This window comes from Blastococcus colisei, from assembly GCF_006717095.1.
Lineage (GTDB): Bacteria > Actinomycetota > Actinomycetes > Mycobacteriales > Geodermatophilaceae > Blastococcus_B > Blastococcus_B colisei.
This window is the reverse complement of record NZ_VFQE01000001.1, coordinates 1,494,955-1,512,127: the sequence shown is the minus strand read 5'-3', so window position 1 is coordinate 1,512,127 and position 17,173 is coordinate 1,494,955. Positions and strand designations below refer to the sequence as shown.

The 17,173-nt window shown below is 70.9% G+C and carries 16 protein-coding genes; 6 read left to right on the top strand and 10 right to left on the bottom strand.

Annotation, left to right across the window (positions count from 1 at the left end; genetic code table 11):
- Positions 1–39: 39 nt before the first annotated feature.
- Together istA and istB are read left to right on the top strand one after the other, a co-directional pair.
- Complete coding sequence (gene istA, locus FHU33_RS07200) at positions 40–1,320, top strand: IS21 family transposase (protein WP_142024343.1); 1,281 nt, start codon at positions 40–42, stop codon at positions 1,318–1,320.
- Positions 1,321–1,325: 5 nt separating this feature from the next.
- Positions 1,326–2,186, top strand: a complete 861-nt coding sequence (istB, locus tag FHU33_RS07195) for an IS21-like element helper ATPase IstB (protein WP_281281617.1) — start codon at positions 1,326–1,328, stop codon at positions 2,184–2,186.
- A 43-nt stretch (positions 2,187–2,229) separates the two neighbouring features.
- Here the strand turns inward: istB and FHU33_RS07190 are convergent, their stop codons facing one another.
- The 9 genes from FHU33_RS07190 to FHU33_RS07150 form a co-directional block, all read right to left on the bottom strand.
- On the bottom strand, positions 2,230–2,889 hold the full coding sequence (locus FHU33_RS07190) for a helix-turn-helix domain-containing protein (protein ID WP_142024722.1): 660 nt from the start codon (positions 2,887–2,889) through the stop codon (positions 2,230–2,232).
- A 99-nt stretch (positions 2,890–2,988) separates the two neighbouring features.
- Positions 2,989–4,224 carry a metal-dependent hydrolase family protein gene (locus FHU33_RS07185; RefSeq protein WP_142024721.1) on the bottom strand — a complete coding sequence of 412 codons (1,236 nt, stop codon included), beginning with the start codon at positions 4,222–4,224 and terminating at the stop codon, positions 2,989–2,991.
- Positions 4,221–5,210: a pyridoxal-phosphate dependent enzyme gene (locus tag FHU33_RS07180; protein ID WP_211355028.1), complete on the bottom strand. Its 990-nt coding sequence runs from the start codon at positions 5,208–5,210 to the stop codon at positions 4,221–4,223. The genes FHU33_RS07185 and FHU33_RS07180 overlap by 4 nt, the downstream gene beginning before the upstream one ends.
- Positions 5,207–6,052, bottom strand: coding sequence for an ABC transporter permease (locus FHU33_RS07175; protein WP_142024720.1), 846 nt, complete (start codon positions 6,050–6,052; stop codon positions 5,207–5,209). The genes FHU33_RS07180 and FHU33_RS07175 overlap by 4 nt, the downstream gene beginning before the upstream one ends.
- 32 nt (positions 6,053–6,084) lie before the next feature.
- On the bottom strand, positions 6,085–7,011 hold the full coding sequence (locus tag FHU33_RS07170) for an ABC transporter permease (protein ID WP_211355027.1): 927 nt from the start codon (positions 7,009–7,011) through the stop codon (positions 6,085–6,087).
- A gap of 70 nt (positions 7,012–7,081) precedes the next feature.
- Positions 7,082–8,671, bottom strand: coding sequence for an ABC transporter substrate-binding protein (locus tag FHU33_RS07165; RefSeq protein WP_142024719.1), 1,590 nt, complete (start codon positions 8,669–8,671; stop codon positions 7,082–7,084).
- Between the two features lie 100 nt (positions 8,672–8,771).
- The gene (locus FHU33_RS07160; RefSeq protein WP_142024718.1) at positions 8,772–9,830 is read right to left on the bottom strand and encodes an ABC transporter ATP-binding protein; all 1,059 of its coding nucleotides are present in this window, start codon (positions 9,828–9,830) and stop codon (positions 8,772–8,774) included.
- On the bottom strand, positions 9,827–10,873 hold the full coding sequence (locus FHU33_RS07155) for an ABC transporter ATP-binding protein (protein WP_142024717.1): 1,047 nt from the start codon (positions 10,871–10,873) through the stop codon (positions 9,827–9,829). The genes FHU33_RS07160 and FHU33_RS07155 overlap by 4 nt, the downstream gene beginning before the upstream one ends.
- Positions 10,874–11,035: 162 nt before the next feature.
- Positions 11,036–12,058, bottom strand: a complete 1,023-nt coding sequence (locus tag FHU33_RS07150) for an Lrp/AsnC family transcriptional regulator (RefSeq protein ID WP_142024716.1) — start codon at positions 12,056–12,058, stop codon at positions 11,036–11,038.
- A gap of 94 nt (positions 12,059–12,152) precedes the next feature.
- Here FHU33_RS07150 and FHU33_RS07145 point away from each other — a divergent pair, with 94 nt between their 5' ends.
- Together FHU33_RS07145 and FHU33_RS07140 are read left to right on the top strand one after the other, a co-directional pair.
- Complete coding sequence (locus tag FHU33_RS07145; RefSeq protein ID WP_246063379.1) at positions 12,153–13,367, top strand: M20 metallopeptidase family protein; 1,215 nt, start codon at positions 12,153–12,155, stop codon at positions 13,365–13,367.
- A 123-nt stretch (positions 13,368–13,490) separates the two neighbouring features.
- Positions 13,491–13,934: a hypothetical protein gene (locus tag FHU33_RS07140; RefSeq protein WP_142024715.1), complete on the top strand. Its 444-nt coding sequence runs from the start codon at positions 13,491–13,493 to the stop codon at positions 13,932–13,934.
- On the opposite strand, the gene FHU33_RS07135 is transcribed toward FHU33_RS07140, so the two are convergent.
- Positions 13,931–15,466, bottom strand: a complete 1,536-nt coding sequence (locus FHU33_RS07135) for a class I adenylate-forming enzyme family protein (RefSeq protein WP_142024714.1) — start codon at positions 15,464–15,466, stop codon at positions 13,931–13,933. The two genes, FHU33_RS07140 and FHU33_RS07135, sit on opposite strands and share 4 nt — an antisense overlap.
- A gap of 157 nt (positions 15,467–15,623) precedes the next feature.
- Between FHU33_RS07135 and FHU33_RS07130 the strand changes: the two genes are divergently transcribed.
- Together FHU33_RS07130 and FHU33_RS25715 are read left to right on the top strand one after the other, a co-directional pair.
- Entirely contained in the window at positions 15,624–16,202 is a 579-nt protein-coding gene (locus tag FHU33_RS07130) for a hypothetical protein (RefSeq protein ID WP_142024713.1), read from the top strand.
- Between the two features lie 476 nt (positions 16,203–16,678).
- Positions 16,679–17,107, top strand: a complete 429-nt coding sequence (locus FHU33_RS25715; protein ID WP_246063377.1) for a hypothetical protein — start codon at positions 16,679–16,681, stop codon at positions 17,105–17,107.
- The last annotated feature ends 66 nt before the right edge of the window (positions 17,108–17,173 follow it).

Below are 17,173 nucleotides of genomic sequence, written 5' to 3'. Positions count from 1 at the left end.
GGCGTCGGATGAAAGTTGACCCCCGCCGACACCTGAAGGGTGATCACTGTGGAGGACTGGGCCGAGATTCGTCGACTGCATCGGGCGGAGAAGGTGCCGATCAAGGAGATCTCACGGCGGCTGGGAGTCGCCCGTAACACCGTGCGATCGGCGTTGGCTGCTGACCGCCCGCCGAAGTACGAGCGGCGGCCGAAGGGGTCGCTGGTGGACGCGGTGGAGCCGCAGATCCGGGCGATGCTCAAGGAGTTCCCGCGGATGCCGGCGACGGTGATTGCCGAGCGGATCGGCTGGACCCACTCGATCACGATCCTCAAGGACCGCATCCGGGCGATCCGTCCCGAGTACGCCGGCATCGATCCGGCCGATCGGCTGATCCACGAGCCCGGGCAGGCGACCCAGTGCGACCTGTGGTTCCCGGAGGTGAAGATCCCGGTCGGGCACGGGCAGGCGGCGGTGCTGCCGGTGTTGGTGATGACCGCGACGTACTCACGGTTCATCTCCGCGGTGATGCTGCCCTCCCGGCAGGCTGGGGACCTACTGGCCGGGATGTGGCAGCTGATCAGCGCGGTCGGAGCGGTGAGCAAGACGCTGGTCTGGGACCGGGAATCCGCGATCGGCGGCACCGGCCGAGTGAGCGCACCGGCGGCGGCATTTGCTGGCTCGCTGGCCACCCAGATCCGGCTGCTGCCCCCGCGCGACCCCGAGTCGAAGGGGATGGTGGAACGGAACAACGGGTTCTTGGAGACCTCGTTCCTACCCGGCCGACAGTTCTCCTGCCCGCACGACTTCAACGACCAGCTCACCGACTGGCTCCCGACGGCCAACCGCCGGCTGGTGCGGGCCACCGGCGCCCGCCCGGTCTCGGCCCTGGAGGCCGACCGGGCGGCGATGACGCCGCTGCCGCGGGTCGCCCCGGCGGTCGGGCTGAGCCACCGGGTGCGGCTGGGCCGGGACTACTACATCCGACTCGACGGCAACGACTATTCGGTCGACCCGCGAATGATCGGCCGGATCGTCGACGTGGAGGCCTCCCCCACCCAGGTGGCGGTCGTGCACGACGGCCTCGACGTCGCCGTGCATCAGCGGTGCTGGGCCAAGCGGGCGGTGATCACCGATCCCGAGCACGTGCGCATCGCCGCCGAGCTGCGCGCCGAATACCGGCTGCAAGCGGCCGAGGCGGCACGTCGGTCGCGGGCCCGTCACCACGAGGACGGGCATCCGGTGATGCTGCGCGCCCTGCCCGACTACGACGCGCTGTTCGGCTCGGACTTCGACCCCGCCGGCGCAGTCCAGGCTTCGATGCCGGAGGGCGCGCGGTGAGCCCGGTGATCACTCGCGGCGCGGATCTGCCCGCCGACGCCGGCCACGTTGCCGGCCGCAGCAGCAGTGAGTTGGTCTCCCACATCGCCTACCTGGCGCGAGTGCTCAAGACCCCGATCATCGGCCGGATTTGGGCCGAGCTGGCGACCCAGGCCCGCGAGGAGCACTGGTCGCACGAGGAGTACCTGGCCGCCGTGCTGGCCCGCCAGGTCGCCGACCGAGAAGCCAACGGCACGCAGATCCGTCTGGCCGGAGCTCACTTCCCGCAGGTCAAGACGCTCGAGGAGTTCAACGTCGACCACCAGCCCTCTCTGCGCCGCGACGTGCTCGCGCACCTGGCCGGCTGCGCCTACATCGGCCGAGCGGACAACGTCGTACTGCTCGGCCCGCCCGGAGTCGGCAAGACCCACCTCGCCCTGGGCCTGGGCCTCAAGGCAGTCCAGGCCGGACATGCGGTGCTCTTCGACACCGCTATCGGCTGGATCACCCGACTGCGTGACGCCCACACCGAGGGCCGGCTGGCCGCCGAACTCAAGCGACTGCGCCGCTACCGGCTGCTGATCATCGACGAGGTCGGCTACATCCCGTTCGACTCCGCCGCGGCCAACCTGTTCTTCCAACTGGTCTCCACCCGCTACGAACAGGGCTCGATGATGATCACTTCGAACATGCCCTTCGGCCGCTGGGGCGAGGTCTTCGGCGACGACATCGCCGCCGCCGCGATGATCGACCGCCTCGTCCACCACGCCGAGGTCATCACCCTCGCCGGGGACTCCTACCGCACCCGCGCCCGCCGCGAGCTCCTCGCCCGCGACCCGGCCGCGGCCACCCGCACCACCCCGCCGGCTACCGGGCCGACGGACTGACCAACCAACCCCAGGGGGTCAAGATTCACACGACGCCAGGGGGTCAATTTTCGGGCGCCGTTGACAGCCCACCGCGGCCCTGGACGAACAGGGCCTGGTAGATCGCCTCATGTGAGATGCGCATCCGTTCATCGTCGAGGAAATCCACGACCAGACGGCCGGTGATCTGCTCGGGGCTCCAGCCCTCCTTCAACTGCCGCTGCACGTAGGCCTGCAGCTCGGGGAACTCGGCGATCTTGCTCGGCTTCGGGCGGCGGCCCCGCGCCTCGGCCTTGGCTTGCGCCGGCGCGGCCCGATAGCGCAGCCGTGGGCGCCGTCCCGGGCCCTGAGTCCCCGGCGCCGGCCCGGGGCGGTGCCGCTGGCCGACGGGCAGCGGCGGACGCCGCGGATAGCCCTCGAGTCGATTGCGGCGCAGCTCGCGGGAGACCGTCGAGGGATGCCGGCCGATCTCGCGGGCGATGTCGGCCTGCGGCCAGCCCTCGGCCCAGCACAGGTCGATCGTCTCCCGCTCGGCCACGGTCAGGAATCGGTCGCTGGGCTCGGTCAATGCCATCGGCGCCATGCCGCCACCGTCGCGGAACCACCGCTGCCCAGTGTCGGCCGACACGCCGACCGCTTCCGCCGCCTGCTCCGTCGCCGATCCCGCAGCGATCAGCCGCCAGAACCTGCGCTCGATCTCCTTCGGCATCCGCGGACGCCCCATCGACACCACCCCACTTCACCGCGGGGTGTTGCATCGACTCCTTGAACCCAAGGGCCGTAGACCGCAGGTAAAGGTTCCAATGCCTGGGGAGTCCGGTGGTCAGGCCGCTCTTGGCACCGCCGGTCCGGTGCCGGCCAGCTCGTCCCGGTGGACGACGCCGTCCTTGACCACCAGCAGCACCCGGCCGGTGGCGGTGATGTCCTCCACCGGGTCGCCGTCCACCAGCACCAGGTCGGCGAGCTTTCCCACCTCCAGCGTGCCGATCTCGTGCGCCAGACCCAGGTTCTCGGCGGCGCTGCCGGTGGCGGCGACGATCGCCTGCATCGGGGTCAGGCCGTGCTGCACCATCAGGCCGAGCTCGGCCGCGATGTCGTCGTGCGGGTTGAACGGGGTCCCGGCGTCGGTGCCCGCGGCGATCCGCATGCCTGACGACACCGCGGCGGCGAAGCTCCTCCGCTGCTGCGCCGCCTCCGCCTCGGCCTTGTCCACGACCCAGGACGGGATGCCCGCAGCCCGGCCGTTCAGGATGATCCCGTCGACGGCGAGCATGGTCGGCACGAGGAAGGTGCCCTGGTCGACGGCCAGCTCCAGCAGCTCGTCGTCGAGGTAGAAGCCGTGCTCGATGGAGTCGATGCCGGCCAGCAGGGCGTTGTGGATACCGGCCCGCCCGATGGCGTGCGTGGTCACCCGCCGGCCGGAGTTGTGCGCCTCCTGCGCGACGACTGCCAGCTCCTCGGGCAGGAGCGCGGTCTGGGTGGGCGAGACCCCGGGGGTCAGCACCCCGCCGGTGGCCATCACCTTGATCACCGCAGCACCGGCCTTGATCTCCGCACGGGTGGCCTTGCGCACCTCGTCGGGGCCGTCCGCCTCGCGGCCGATGAAGTGCCCGTGACCTCCGGTCATGGTGATCACCCGGCCGGCGGCCTGCACCCGCGGCCCGGGCACCATCCCCCGGTCGATCGCCTTGGCCAGCTCCACCACGATGTCGTCGGCCGCTCCGCAGTCGCGCACCGTGGTCACGCCCGACTGCAGGGTGGCCAGCGCGCTCTGCGCGGCGCGCAGGGTGGCCATCGACACCGTGTCCCCCGCAACCTGGGCGAACAGGTCCGGCGCACCGTCGGCGGTCAGGTGCACGTGGCAGTTGATCAGACCCGGGAGCACCGTGCGGCCGCCGCCGTCCAGCACGTTCTCCGGCGCGGTGCTCGGCGCGGAGCCCTCCGGCCCGATCCAGGCGATCCGGCGGCCCTCCACCACCACCGCCTGCCCGGGGACCGGCGCCGAACCGGTGCCGTCGACGACCGTGACGTTGCGGAGCAGGAAGCTGGTGGTGGTCATGGGACCTCTCGCTCGTGGGTGGGGAGACGCCCGAACAGCGTCAGGTCTGCGTTGCCGCCGCTGGCGACGGAGACGACGCGGGTGCCGGGGGGCAGATCCAGGACGCCGGTCATCAGGGCGGCCAGGGGCGCGGCGGCAGACGGCTCCAGGAGGAGCTTGGTCCGCGGCAGCGCGAGGGCCAGCGCCCGCAGCACGTCCTCGTCGCTGACCCGGACGACTCGCTCGACGTGCGCCCGCACGTGGTCCAGGGTCAGCTGCGAGCTCATCGGCGCGGCCAGCCCGTCGGCCACGCTGCGCGCCTCGGGCATCCGTACCGGGGCGCCGGCCGCCAGGCTGCGCGACATCACGTCGGCGGTCTCCGGCTCGACCCCGATCACCCGGGTGCCCGGCGACAGGGCCGCCAGTGCCGAGGCGACACCGGAGATCAGCCCGCCCCCGCCGACCGGGACGAGGACCACCTCGGCGTCGGGCACGTCCGCGGCGATCTCCAGCCCGACGGTGCCGGTGCCGGCGACCACCGCCGGGTCGTCGAAGGGGTGCACCGGGACGCGGCCGGTCTCGGCGACGGTCGCAAGGTAGGTGTCCACCAGGTCCTCGTCGGTGAGGACGACGTCGGCGCCGTACGCCCGGCAGGCGGCGATCTTGGCCGGCACCGCCGTCGTCGGCATGACCACCGTCCCGGGCACGCCGACGCTGGCCGCTGCGTAGGCGACCGCGGCGCCGGCGTTGCCGGCCGACAGCGTGATCACACCGAGGGCCCGCTCGTCCGCGGGCAGGGAGAGGACCTTGTTGAGCGCGCCGCGGGCCTTGAAGCTGCCGGTCCGCTGGAACACCTCCGCCTTGAGGTCCAGCCGCACACCCCACGCCTCGCCCAGGCTGCTCGACCGCAGCACCGGGGTGCGGTGGACCCGGCCGTCGATCCGCTCGGCGGCCCGGCGGATGTCGTCGAGGCTGACCAGTGCGGTGGTCCCCGTGCCGCCGGTCATCCGGCCGGCTGGTCGACGGTCCGCATCCGCGGGTCAAGCGCGTCCCGCAGGCCGTCACCGAGCAGGTTGAAGGCCAGGATGGCCAGGAAGATCGCGATCCCGGGGAACGTCGTCAGGTGCGGGGCGCTGAAGATGAACTGCCGCCCCTCCCCCAGCATCGTGCCCCACTCGGCGGTGGGTGACTGGACGCCCAGCCCCAGGAAACCGAGCCCCGCGGCGAGCAGGATGCTCACCCCGATGCTCAGCGTGCCGTGCACGAGCACCGGGGTCAGCGAGTTGCGGAAGACGTGCCGGGTGATGATCCGCAGGTCGCTCGCGCCCAGCGCCCGCGCCGCCTCGACGTAGGGCTCCTCGCGCAGGCTCAGCACCGACGAGCGCACCAGCCGGATGATCACCGGGATCACGCTGATCCCGACCGCGATGATCACGTTCTGCAGGCTGACCCCCAGGACGGCGACCAGGGTGAGGGCCAGCAGGATGCTGGTGAAGGCGAACATCATGTCCGCGAACCGGGAGATGGCCAGGTCGGCCCAGCCGCCGTAGTAGCCGGCGATCATGCCCAGCGGCACGCCGACGACCAGGCCGATGAGGACCGCCAGCACACCGATCATCAGCGAGATCCGGCCGCCGTACATCAGCCGGGTGGCGATGTCCCGGCCCAGCTGGTCGGTACCCAGCCAGTGCTCCGCCGACGGGCCCTCGATCGCCTCGACCAGGTTCTGCTGGTTCGGGTCGTAGGGCGAGATGACCGGTGCCAGGATCGCCAGGACGACGAACGTCACGATGATCCCCAGGCCGATCAGGGCCGGAGGGTGGTGGCGGAAGCGCCGCCACGCTCTCATCGGGTGCCTGCTCTCATCGGGTTGCCTCCACGTCAGTACCGGATCCGCGGGTCGACCACGACGTACAGCACGTCGACGATCACGTTGAGCAGGATGAACGCCGTCGCGTAGACCAGCACGATCCCCTGGACGACGGCGAAGTCGCGGGCGGCGATCGAGTCGACGAGCAGCCGCCCGATGCCCGGCCAGCCGAACACGGTCTCGGTGAGCACCGCACCGCCGAGCAGCGCGCCGAACTGCAGGCTGATGACGGTCAGGATCGGGATGAACGCATTGCGCAGCCCGTGCTTGATGATCACCGTCCGGGGTGCGGCGCCCTTGGCCTCCGCGGTCCGGATGTAGTCCTGCCCCATCACCTCGAGCATGCTGGCGCGGGTCATCCGGGAGATCAGAGCGGTGGAGAAGGCCGCCAGCGTGACCGCCGGCAGCACGATGCTCAGCGGCTCACCGCTGCCCGCGGCGGGCAGCCACCCCAGCGTCACGGCGAACAGCAGGATGAGCAGCAGGCCCAGCCAGTAGACCGGCATGGACACGCCCATCATCGCCACACTGGAGATCGCGTGGTCCAGGAGCGAGTTGCGACGCACCGCGGCGATGACCCCCGCCGTCACCCCGACGATCGAGCCGATGACCGTGGCGACGACCGCCAGGATCAGCGTCGCCGGGAGCCGCACCGCGATCTCCGCGGTCACCGGCCGCGAGGTCCGCGCCGACTCCCCCAGGTCGCCGGTCAGCACCCCGGTGATGAACTGCCAGTACTGGGCGAGCAACGACTCGTCCAGACCCAGCTGCTCGCGCAGCCGGCTGACCTGTTCCTCGCTGGCGTTCAGCCCGGCGAGGACCCGCGCCGGGTCACCGGGGAGCACCCGCAGCATCAGGAAGATCAGCACCGACACCCCGAAGAGGGTGATCAGCGACAGCAGGAGCGTGCGCACGATGTGCGCGGCGGTGCCCGTCACGAGCGGCCTCCCTTACCCGCGGGCCCGGAGCCGCCCCTGCCCGCAGGCAGGGGCGGCCCTGTGGTCGGTGTCAGTCCGCCGGCCGTGCGTAGATGGCGGAGAACTTCTCGGTCGGCGTGGCGCTGATGCCCGTCACGTCGCTCGACCAGACGATCGGGAAGGACTGCGTCCACAGGAAGATCCAGGGGGCGTCGTCCCAGATGATCTGCGAGGCGTCGCAGTACAGCTGCTCACGGGTGTCCTGGTCGGTCTCCACGTCGGCCTGGGCGAGCAGTTCCTCGACCTCGGGGTTGGTGTAGAACGACGTGGCCAGGCCCGCCGGCGGGTGGGTGGCCTGCCGGAACATCTGCATCTGGAAGTCCGCGTCCAGGTACGGCGGCGCCCAGCCCAGCAGGTGCAGGTCGGGCGTCTGCGCCGACACCGGTGCATTCACCCGGGCCAGGAAGGACGGGAAGTCGCTCGTCGTGACGCTGACGTCCAGGCCGACCTCCCGCAGGTAGCCGGCGATGGCCTCGGCGGCCTGCTGGTCCTGCACGTAACGACCGCTGGGGGTGAGCAGCTCCATGCTGGCCCCCACCGCACCCGCCTCGGCGAGCATCTGCTGCGCACGCTCGGGGTCGTAGTCGTAGGAGCCGGTCTCGCAGTAGCCGAAGAGGCTCGGCGCCATCGGGGCGTTCAGCACCTCGGCGGCACCGAAGAGCACGTTCTCGACGATGGCCTGCTTGTCGACCGCGTAGTTGAGCGCCTGGCGGACCTGGGGGTTGGACAGCACCGGGTCGGTGGTGTCCATCGCGATGAAGATGGTCCGGTCGCTCTCGGCCAGCAGCACCTCGACGTCGTCGTTGTTCTGCAACGCCTCGATGTCCGACACCGGCGGGAGGATGATCATGTCGACCTGGTCGGAGAGCAGCAGGCTCTCCCGGGTGGCCGCCTCCGGCACGATCCGGAAGACCACGGTGTCGTAGTAGGGCTCCTCACCCCAGTAGTCGGCGAACTTCTCCACCGTGAGGCTCTCGCCGGCGGTGTACTCCCCGAAGGTGTAAGGCCCGGTGCCGACCGGCCGCTGGTAGTTGTCGTTGGTGTTGCCGTCGGCGGTGACCGACTCCGGGGCGATCATGCCCGCCGTCGTCACCGACAGCGCGCTGACGAATCCCGGTGACGGCCGACTGAGCGTGACCTCGACGGTGGACTCGTCGACGGCGGTCACGGACTCGATGACTTCGAAGGGCGAGCCCAGCGGGACCGTGAGCGCCGGGTCGATGATCCGCTCCAGGTTGAACTTGACGGCTTCGGCGTCGAACGGCGTCCCGTCGTGGAAGACCACGCCCTCCCGGAGCCCGAGGGTGACCGTCAGCCCGTCCTCGGACGTCTCGAAGCTCTCCGCGAGATTGCCGACGAGCTCGTTGTTCTCGTCGAACACGACCAGCGTCTCGACGACGTAGTCGACCATGTTCTGCACGGTCGTCGTGGTCTGGCCGGCCGGGTCGAAGGTGTCCGGGTCGATGCCGACGGCGATGGAGAAGGTCCCCCCGCCCTCGCCCTCGGCCGCCGGCGCCTCGGGGTCCTCCACCGAGCAGGCGCTCAGCAGCAGGCCGAGCGCCGCGGCGGCGGCGAGCAACCGGACCGGAGAGGTGCGGCGTCGTGCGGTGGTCGTGTTCATGGGCTCCCGATCTGCTGAGGTGACACGCTGGACGGATCCGGACGGGCGGGACGGCGTCGTCGGCGACGACGACGGGAATCGGGGACGGTCGGCGGGGTGGTCATGCGATCACCGGCCGGACCTCGGCGAAGTGGCAGGCGCTGGGGTGACCGTGGCCGAACCGGTCGACGAGCGCCGGCTCCTCCTCGGCGCAGATCGGCTGGGCCTTGGGGCAGCGGGTGCGGAAGTTGCACCCCGAGGGCGGGTTGGCCGGGCTGGGCACGTCGCCGGTGAGGATGATCCGTTCCCGGGTGCCCCGCTTGCTGGGGTCGGGGATCGGCACGGCCGACAGCAGCGCCTGCGTGTACGGGTGCGTGGGGCGCTGGTAGATGTCCGCCCGGTCGCCGATCTCCACGATCTTGCCCAGGTACATGACCGCGACCCGGGCGGAGATGTGCCGCACGACCGACAGGTCGTGGGCGATGAACACGAACGCCAGGCCCAGCCGCGCCTGCAGTTCCTGCAGCAGGTTGACCACCTGCGCCTGGATCGACACGTCCAGCGCGGACACCGGCTCGTCGAGCACCAGCACCTGCGGGTCCAGCGCCAGCGCCCGGGCGATGCCGATCCGCTGGCGCTGCCCACCGGAGAACTCGTGCGGATAGCGGTCGGCCTGCTCGACGCTGAGCCCGACGGACTCGAGCAGGTCGTCGACCCGGGCGCGCAACTCGCTGCCGGAGGCCAGGCCGTGGATCTGCAGCGCCTCGCTGACGATCGCGCGCACGGTCATCCGCGGGTTCAGGGAGGTGTAAGGGTCCTGGAAGACGAACTGCATCTCCCGGCGGACCGCCTTCATCTGCTTCCGGTTGAAGCCGGTGATGTCGTTGCCCTTGAACAGCACCCGGCCGTCGGTGGGCTCCAGCAGCTTGACCAGGGTGCGGCCGGTCGTCGTCTTCCCGCAGCCGGACTCCCCCACCAGACCCAGGGTCTCCCCGGCCGCCAGCGTGAAGGTCACGCCGTCCACCGCGTAGACGGTCCCGACCTGTCGCCGGGTCACCCCGCCGCGGATCGGGAAGTGGGTCTTGAGGTCCTCGACCCGCAGGATCTCCTCGCCGTGCTCGACCCGGTCGTCCAGAGCGCGCGGCGGCGCGGCGGGCGTGGGCTTCTCGGGGGAGCTCATGCGCCGGTGTTCCCCAGGTCGGCGCCCATCTCGCGGGACACGACGGCCATCTCGGCGGGGACCTCCTCGGAGAAGTGACAGGCGGCGCGCTGCCCGCCAACGCCGGCCTCGTACAGCGGCGGCACCTCGGTGCGGCAGATCTCCCGGCCTCTGGACACCCTGCACCGCGGATGGAACGAGCACCCCGTCGGCAGGTCGATCAGGCTGGGCGGCGAGCCGGGGATGGGGTCGAGCCGCTGGAGCTCGACGTCGAGTCGGGGCAGGCTGCTCATCAGGCCGAGCGTGTAGGGATGCCGCGGCGCGGCGAAGAGCACGTGGACGTCGGCGACCTCGACGACCTTCCCGCCGTACATGACGATCACCCGGTCGGCGTGCTCGGCGATCAGGCCGAGGTCGTGGGTGATCAGGATGGTCGCCGCGTTCGTCCGCTCCTGCGCCGTCCGCAGCACATCGAGGACCTGGGCCTGGATAGTCACGTCCAGCGCGGTCGTCGGCTCGTCGGCGATGAGCACCTTGGGGTCGTTGGCGATGGCCATCGCGATCATCGCGCGCTGGCGCATGCCGCCGGAGTGTTCGTGCGGGTACTGGTCGTACCGGCCCTCGGGGTTGGGGACGCCGACCATCGTGAGCAGCTCGACCGCCCGGTCCCGCGCCGCTTCCCGGCCCATCGTGCGGTCGTGCAGCCGCAGCGCCTCGGTGATCTGCTGCCCGACCGTCAGCACCGGGTTCAGGCTGGTCATCGGGTCCTGGAAGATCATCCCGATCTCGCTACCCCGCAGCTGCCGCAGCTCCTTCGCCGACATGGTCAGCAGGTCGCGGCCGTCGAGGAGGATCTCGCCGCCCACGATCCGTCCCGGCGGGCTCTGGATCAGCCCGAGGATCGACATCGCGGTGACGCTCTTGCCCGAACCTGACTCGCCGACCACGCCGAGCGTCTCGCCGGGGTACAGGTCCCAGCTGACGTCGTTGACGGCCTTGACGACACCGGCCGGGGTGACGAATTCCGTCGTCAGACCCCGGACGGAGAGAACGGGACTGCTCACAAACAGCGCCTCCTCGACCGATCCGTGGCTGAAAACTAGGCCATCGTGGCGCTCGTTGGGTGACGTCCGGATAACGTCGGTGCGTCCTGACGTTGAGTGATGGGTATCACACTCATCGTGCGCTCCCTCCGGTCGCCACTCGGCACGAGCGGTCCTCGCCGCTCAGGCGGCGGGCGGCGCCGATTCGCGCCAGACGTCCATCCTGACGACGCCGGTGGCCCGTCCCTCCAGGTCGAGCAGATGGCCCATCCGCTTCACCGTCCGCAGCACGACCAGCCGGTCGACCACGTTCGCCTCGGGGACCTGGTGAACCAGGTCCTGCTCGAAGCGGTGCACCTCCTCCAGCGAGGAGAGCCAGGCGGTCACGAGCAGGCTGGGCGTGCCGGCGAGGGTGGCCGACAGGCGCACCTGCCGCAGCCGCCCCAGCCGCCCGGCGACGTCGTCCAGCCGGCCGGCCGGCGCGTCGGCCGACAGCACCACCATCACCGGCAGCCCGGCCAGCGGCGCGGCCACGTCGGTGCGCAGCAGGACCGCACCGGAGCCGATCAGGCGGTCGACCCGGCGCCGGGCGGTCGGCTGGCTGATCCCGGTCGCCGAGGCGAGCGCGGCGAACGAGGCCCGGCCGTCCACGCCCAGCGCCGACATCAGCTCCCGGTCCACCTCATCCAGCACGGCCGGCCGGATCGCCGGCATCGTCCTGCCCACGACACCGCCCGGGGGCAGCACGCCCAGCCGCCACGTGCTGCCCTCGGCGTAGAGCCGGGTGGCGATCCGGGCGCGGGTCGCCGTCACGCCGGGCACCCGGTCCAGCCGCTCGAGCAGGTAGTGCCCCAGAGTCGACAGGTCGACGGCGGCCACGGTGAGCAGCAGGTCCCGACCGCCGGCGGTGATGTCGACCGACAGCGCGTGCGCGTCGCCGGCGAGCTCCTGCGCGACACGGGTCTTCTCGCTGGGCAGGCAGGTGACGTCGACGTAGGCCAGCACCTGCGCGTGATGCGACCCCGGCCCGGGAGCGCCGGTGACCCAGGCGGCGCCGGAGGCGCGCAACCGCTCCCAGCGTCGCGACGCGGTGACGGCGTTGGTGCCGACCACCTCGGCTACCGACGTCCACGGGGCCCGGGGATCACGCTGCAGGGCCTCCACCAGGGCCAGGTCGTCCTCGTCCAGCGCAACCGATCCCGACATATCCGCACCCTCCCATGACGGATGACTGCAAATAATCCCGGGAAACGTGGCGAACTCCTAACGTCGCGGTCATCCCGAGCTGTGAGGAGTGCACGTGAGCCGGTCAGAGGCACTGCGCGAGGACGCCCGCGCCATGCAGGGCGAGCTGGCGGAGCTGCGCCATCTGCTGCACCGCCGCCCCGAGGTGGGGCTGCAGCTGCCCCGGACGCAGGAGACGGTGCTCGCGGCACTGGACGGGCTGGGCCTGGAGGTGTCGACCGGCACGTCGACGACGTCGGTGACCGCGGTACTGCGCGGTGGGCGGCCGGGTCCGGCGGTGCTGCTGCGCGGCGACATGGACGCGCTGCCGGTGCACGAGGAGACCGGGCTGGACTTCAGCAGCGAGATCGACGGCGTGATGCACGCGTGCGGGCACGACCTGCACACCGCGATGCTGGTGGGGGCGGCACGACTGCTGCACGCGCACCGCGAACGGCTGGCCGGGGACGTGGTGTTCATGTTCCAGCCCGGCGAGGAGGGCTGGGACGGCGCCAGTTACATGCTCGCCGAGGGCGTACTGGACGCGGCCGGGTCGCGGGTGTCGTCGGCCTACGGCATGCACGTGATGTCGGCGATGAACCCGCGTGGCCAGTTCACCACCCGGCCGGGCACGCTGATGGCGGCCAGCGACGAGCTCCGGGTGACCGTGCGCGGGGCCGGCGGCCACGGCTCGGCGCCTCACCTGGCGAAGGACCCGGTCTCGGTGGCCGCGCAGCTGGTCGGTGACCTGCAGACGCTGGTGACCCGCACCTTCGACGTCTTCGACCCGGTGATCCTGACCGTGGGCCTGTTCCAGGCCGGGACCAAGCGCAACATCATCCCGGACGAGGCGTACTTCCAGGCCACCGTGCGCACCTTCTCCGCCGAGGCCCGCGATCGGATGCGCGAGGCGTCGGTGCGGCTGTGCGAGTCGGTCGCCGCGGGCTACGGCCTGACCGCCGAGGTGCTGTACCTGGAGGAGTACCCGGTGACGGTCAACGCCCCCGAGCACGCGGCCTTCGCCGCCGAGGTGGCGGCCGAGGTGTTCGGCGAGCAGCGCTACGCGCCGAAGGTGTACCCGCAGTCGGGCTCCGAGGACTTCTCCCGGGTGCTGGACGCGGTGCCTGGGTGCTACCTGTTCCTGGGCGCCGCGGTTGGCGACGACTACGCGGACCTGCCCAACAACCACAGTCCGCGGGCGCAGTTCAGCGACGACGTCCTGTCCGACGGGGTGCTGCTGCACGCCGAGCTCGCCGTGCGGGCTCTGGACCGGGACGCCGCCACCGGCTGAGCCGCCCGGTGTTCGAGGGCGAGAAGGTCCGGCCGACCACGGTCCCGGGGGCATCCCGCACCGCTGACGGGCGGCTGTGGACAACTCCCCTTCCCGTCGTCGCTCGCTGCCACGGTGGGCGGCATGACGACGACACCTCCGCTCGCCGATGTCCCCATCCGCTCCGCCGACGAGCTGACCATCCGATGGACGAAGTTGCTGAACCCGCCGGTGTTCGGCGCCCGCAGCCTCTGGCTGTCCTGGTTCGGCTCCGACGGCCGGATGCTGCCGGTCGTCGTGCCGGTCGACGACCTGCCGCTCCTACCCGAGCCGGGCATGCTCATGGGTCTGCGCCAGGTGCACGACTCGATCGTCGACGAGCAGCTGGGCGGCGACGGGCACCTCGCCCTGGCGCTGTGCCGGCCCGGCGGCCCCCAGATCACCGAGGACGACGACGAGTGGGCCGAGGCCCTGCGCTCGGCGCTGGACGACGGTCAGATCGACGGCTCGTGGAGCCTGCACCTGGCCGCGGACGGGAGCGTCGTGCCGCTCGTGGAGGCGCCGTCCCGGGTCTGGTCCCGCGGTTAGCGAGGGACGGCGACCCAGCCCTCCGCCTCGCGCAGCTGTTTCTTGAGCACCTTGCCTCCGGCGTTGCGCGGGAGCGGACCTTCGATGACCCGCACGAACTGCGGCCGCTTGAAGTCGGCGAGCCGCTCGCGGGCGAAGGCGCAGAGGGAGGGGACGAGGTCGTCGGCGGCGACGCCCGGCCTGGGCAGGACGACGACGCCGACCTTCTCCCCCATCACGGGGTCGGGGACGCCGACGACCGCGACCTCGAGCACGTCCGGATGCGCGGCCAGGGCGTTCTCCACCTCGACGCTGTACACGTTCTCGCCGCCACGGTTGATCATGTCCTTGGCGCGGTCGACGATCCGCACGATCCCGTCGTCGATCCGCGCCAGGTCACCGGTGTGCAGCCAGCCGTCGACGAACGTCTCCGCCGTCCGCACCGGGTCGCGCCAGTACCCGGCGACGACGTTCGGCCCGCGGATCAGCAGCTCACCGACACCCGTGACCGGGTCGGGCCGGTCGATGCGGACGTCGTTGACGGGCGCTGGGAACCCGACCGCGTCGGCGTGCTCGAGGGCGTACTCCTGTGGCAGGAAGGTGGCCAGTCCGCTCGTCTCGCTGAGCCCGAAGCCGTTGCCGAGCCGGGCGCCGGGGAACGCCTCGTGCAGCCGGTGCACCAGCTCGGGGGCGATCGGTGCGCCGCCGTAGCTGAGGGTGCGGACGGTGGAGACGTCGGTCTTCGCCACGTCGGGGTGGCGCAGCACCAGTTCGTAGATGGTCGGGACGCTGGTGACGAGCGTGATGCCGTGCTCGGGGATGGCGGCGAGGAAGGAGGCGGCGTCGAAGCGCGGCATCAGCACCGAGGTGCCGCCCAGCGCGATCTGGGTGAGGAACTGGGAGTTGCAGCCGGTGACGTGGAAAAGCGGCACCGAGATGAGCGTCGCGTGGGATACCCCCGGCTCCCGGCTGAGCCCGCGGCATCGGATGACCGTCTCGATGGTGGTCAGGAAGTTCTCGTGCGTGGTCATCGCGCCCTTGGGGCGCCCCGTCGTCCCGCTGGTGTAGAAGAGTGCGGCGACGTCCGTAGGCGCCGGGTCGGGCACCTCGCCCGGCTCCCCGTCGGGCAGCGGTCGGTGTGCGCGGATGACGTAGGTGGCGCCGCAGTCGGCGACGATGAACTCGGCTTCGGCCTCGGTCAGCCGGGTGTTCATCGGGACGACGACCGCGCCGGCGAGCTGGGCGCCCCAGAAGGCGAGCGCCCAGTCCAGGCCGTTCCCGAGCTGGACGGCGACCCGGTCGCCAGGCACGACGCCGGCGTCCCGGAGTCCACCGGCGACCCGCATCGCGCGCTGCCAGAGATCCGAGTACGTCAACGACGAGCCGCCGAGCTCGACCACGGCAGTCCGGTCGCCGCGGGTGGCCGCCTGGGCGAGGAGGATGCGGACCAGGTTCACCGGCAGATCCGTGTAGCGCCGGATGCCGTCGGCCCCGCCCTCGATGCCGCTGGTGTCGAAGGGGTACTCCCCCGGCGCGACGTCGTCGCTGTCCATGCGTCTCCCGTCCCGGCGGCCCGACCGCCTGGGGCCGATTGTGCGCCGGTGAGCCACGTCGCCCGGCGGGCGCCCGTTCACCCGATACGGCGGAGGTCGCTGCTCCGTCCACAGTTACGGAACGGGTACCGCTCGGACCTGCGTACTCTCTCCCGCTGTGCGTGATCTTCGGGGACTACGTCGCACCACGGCCGGCGTTCTGGTCGCGACGGCGCTTCTGACCGGCTGCTCCGAGAAGCAGGGGGCCAACGACACCCTGCCCTCGCCGAGCGCCGCGGAGACGTCCGAAGCATTGCCCGAGATCGGTCCCGCCGATTTTCCCGTCCCCGACGAAGCACGCACCAAGGACGCCGCCGGAGCTGAGGCGTTCGTTCGGTATTACATCGAACTCATCAACCGCACTTCTGAAATTCCGGACGCAGATCCGCTTCGCCAATTCAGCGCTGGCTGCGAGGACTGTGATCGCATCGCGTCGTTCACCGAGGAAGCGGCGACTCTCGGCAATGACCCTGAAGGCGGTCAAATCACCATCGTCGAAGTCGGGCGCCCACTTATGGGTGCCGATACGGCCGAGTTACCTATACGTATTGATCAGGCCGAGTTTGTCGTCCTCAACTCCGCAGGTTCGCCCACCGACGGCGGTTCGCCTGCCTTCTCCAATGTTCTCGGTGGTGTAGCGCTCGAATGGGATGGAAATCGCCACTCCTGGCTGGTGACAGATCTGACCTTCGGATGAATCGCCTAGGTTGGCTTCTGGTCCTCAGCATTGCATTGGCGTTGCTGCATCCGGTGGACGCTCGCGCAGACAGGGTGAACTGCGGTCGTGCGGTGTGTCCAGGCGCGGACTTCTTGCCGAGTGCCTTGATGGCATCGCTCGTTGCGCAAGGTTCAGACGGGTACCTCATCGCGAGCAACGAGACACAAGGTGAGCCTCAGCCTTACCGGTACCGCCTTAGGACTCCGTGCGAGGTAGACACGGCGGCGGGCGGACCGTGTCGGCCGGATGATGACGCGCTCTGCCCCGCTCCGCCAGATCGCTTCGTCCAGCTCATGGTTATCGAACAGCAGCGTCTCGTTCTAGAAGGCGGTACGACGGTCGACGGGTACGATCCGTTGGGTGCCTCCATAGGCACTCCCGTTGGCCCCTGGCTTCCTGGCCCTCGCGCTTGTGTCGACATCACGCCGCTGAACCCGCCGCCGTCGGGTGCCGAAGTGTTCAGCTACTTCCAGCGGCTGCCGCTCCCGCAGCTCACCACCCAGCACCAGCCCCCGGGCGACGGCCTCACCGGGCTGCCGGTCATCTTCTACACCGGCTCCCCCACGACGCAGACCTTCACCGTCGACATCCGCGGCTTCAGCGTCGTCATCGAAGCCACGGCGGAAAGCTTCACCTGGCACACCGGCGACGCCACCGGCCAGATCGTCACCACCGACCCAGGCGCGCCCTACCCCGACCAGACGATCGAGCACCCCTACCGGTCGGGCACCTACACCGCCTACCTCACCGTCACCTGGGGCGCGACGTTCACCGTCGACGGCAGCGCCGAAGCCGACGTCCCCGGCACCACCACCACCGACGGCCCGCCCGTGACCTTCGACGTCCTCCAGGCCCGGCCGGTCCTCACCAACCCTTACGACTGACTCGCCGTCGAACTACGCGGCCCCGCATCTCGACCAGACGGTGTCGCGGTGGCTACGCTCAGCGCA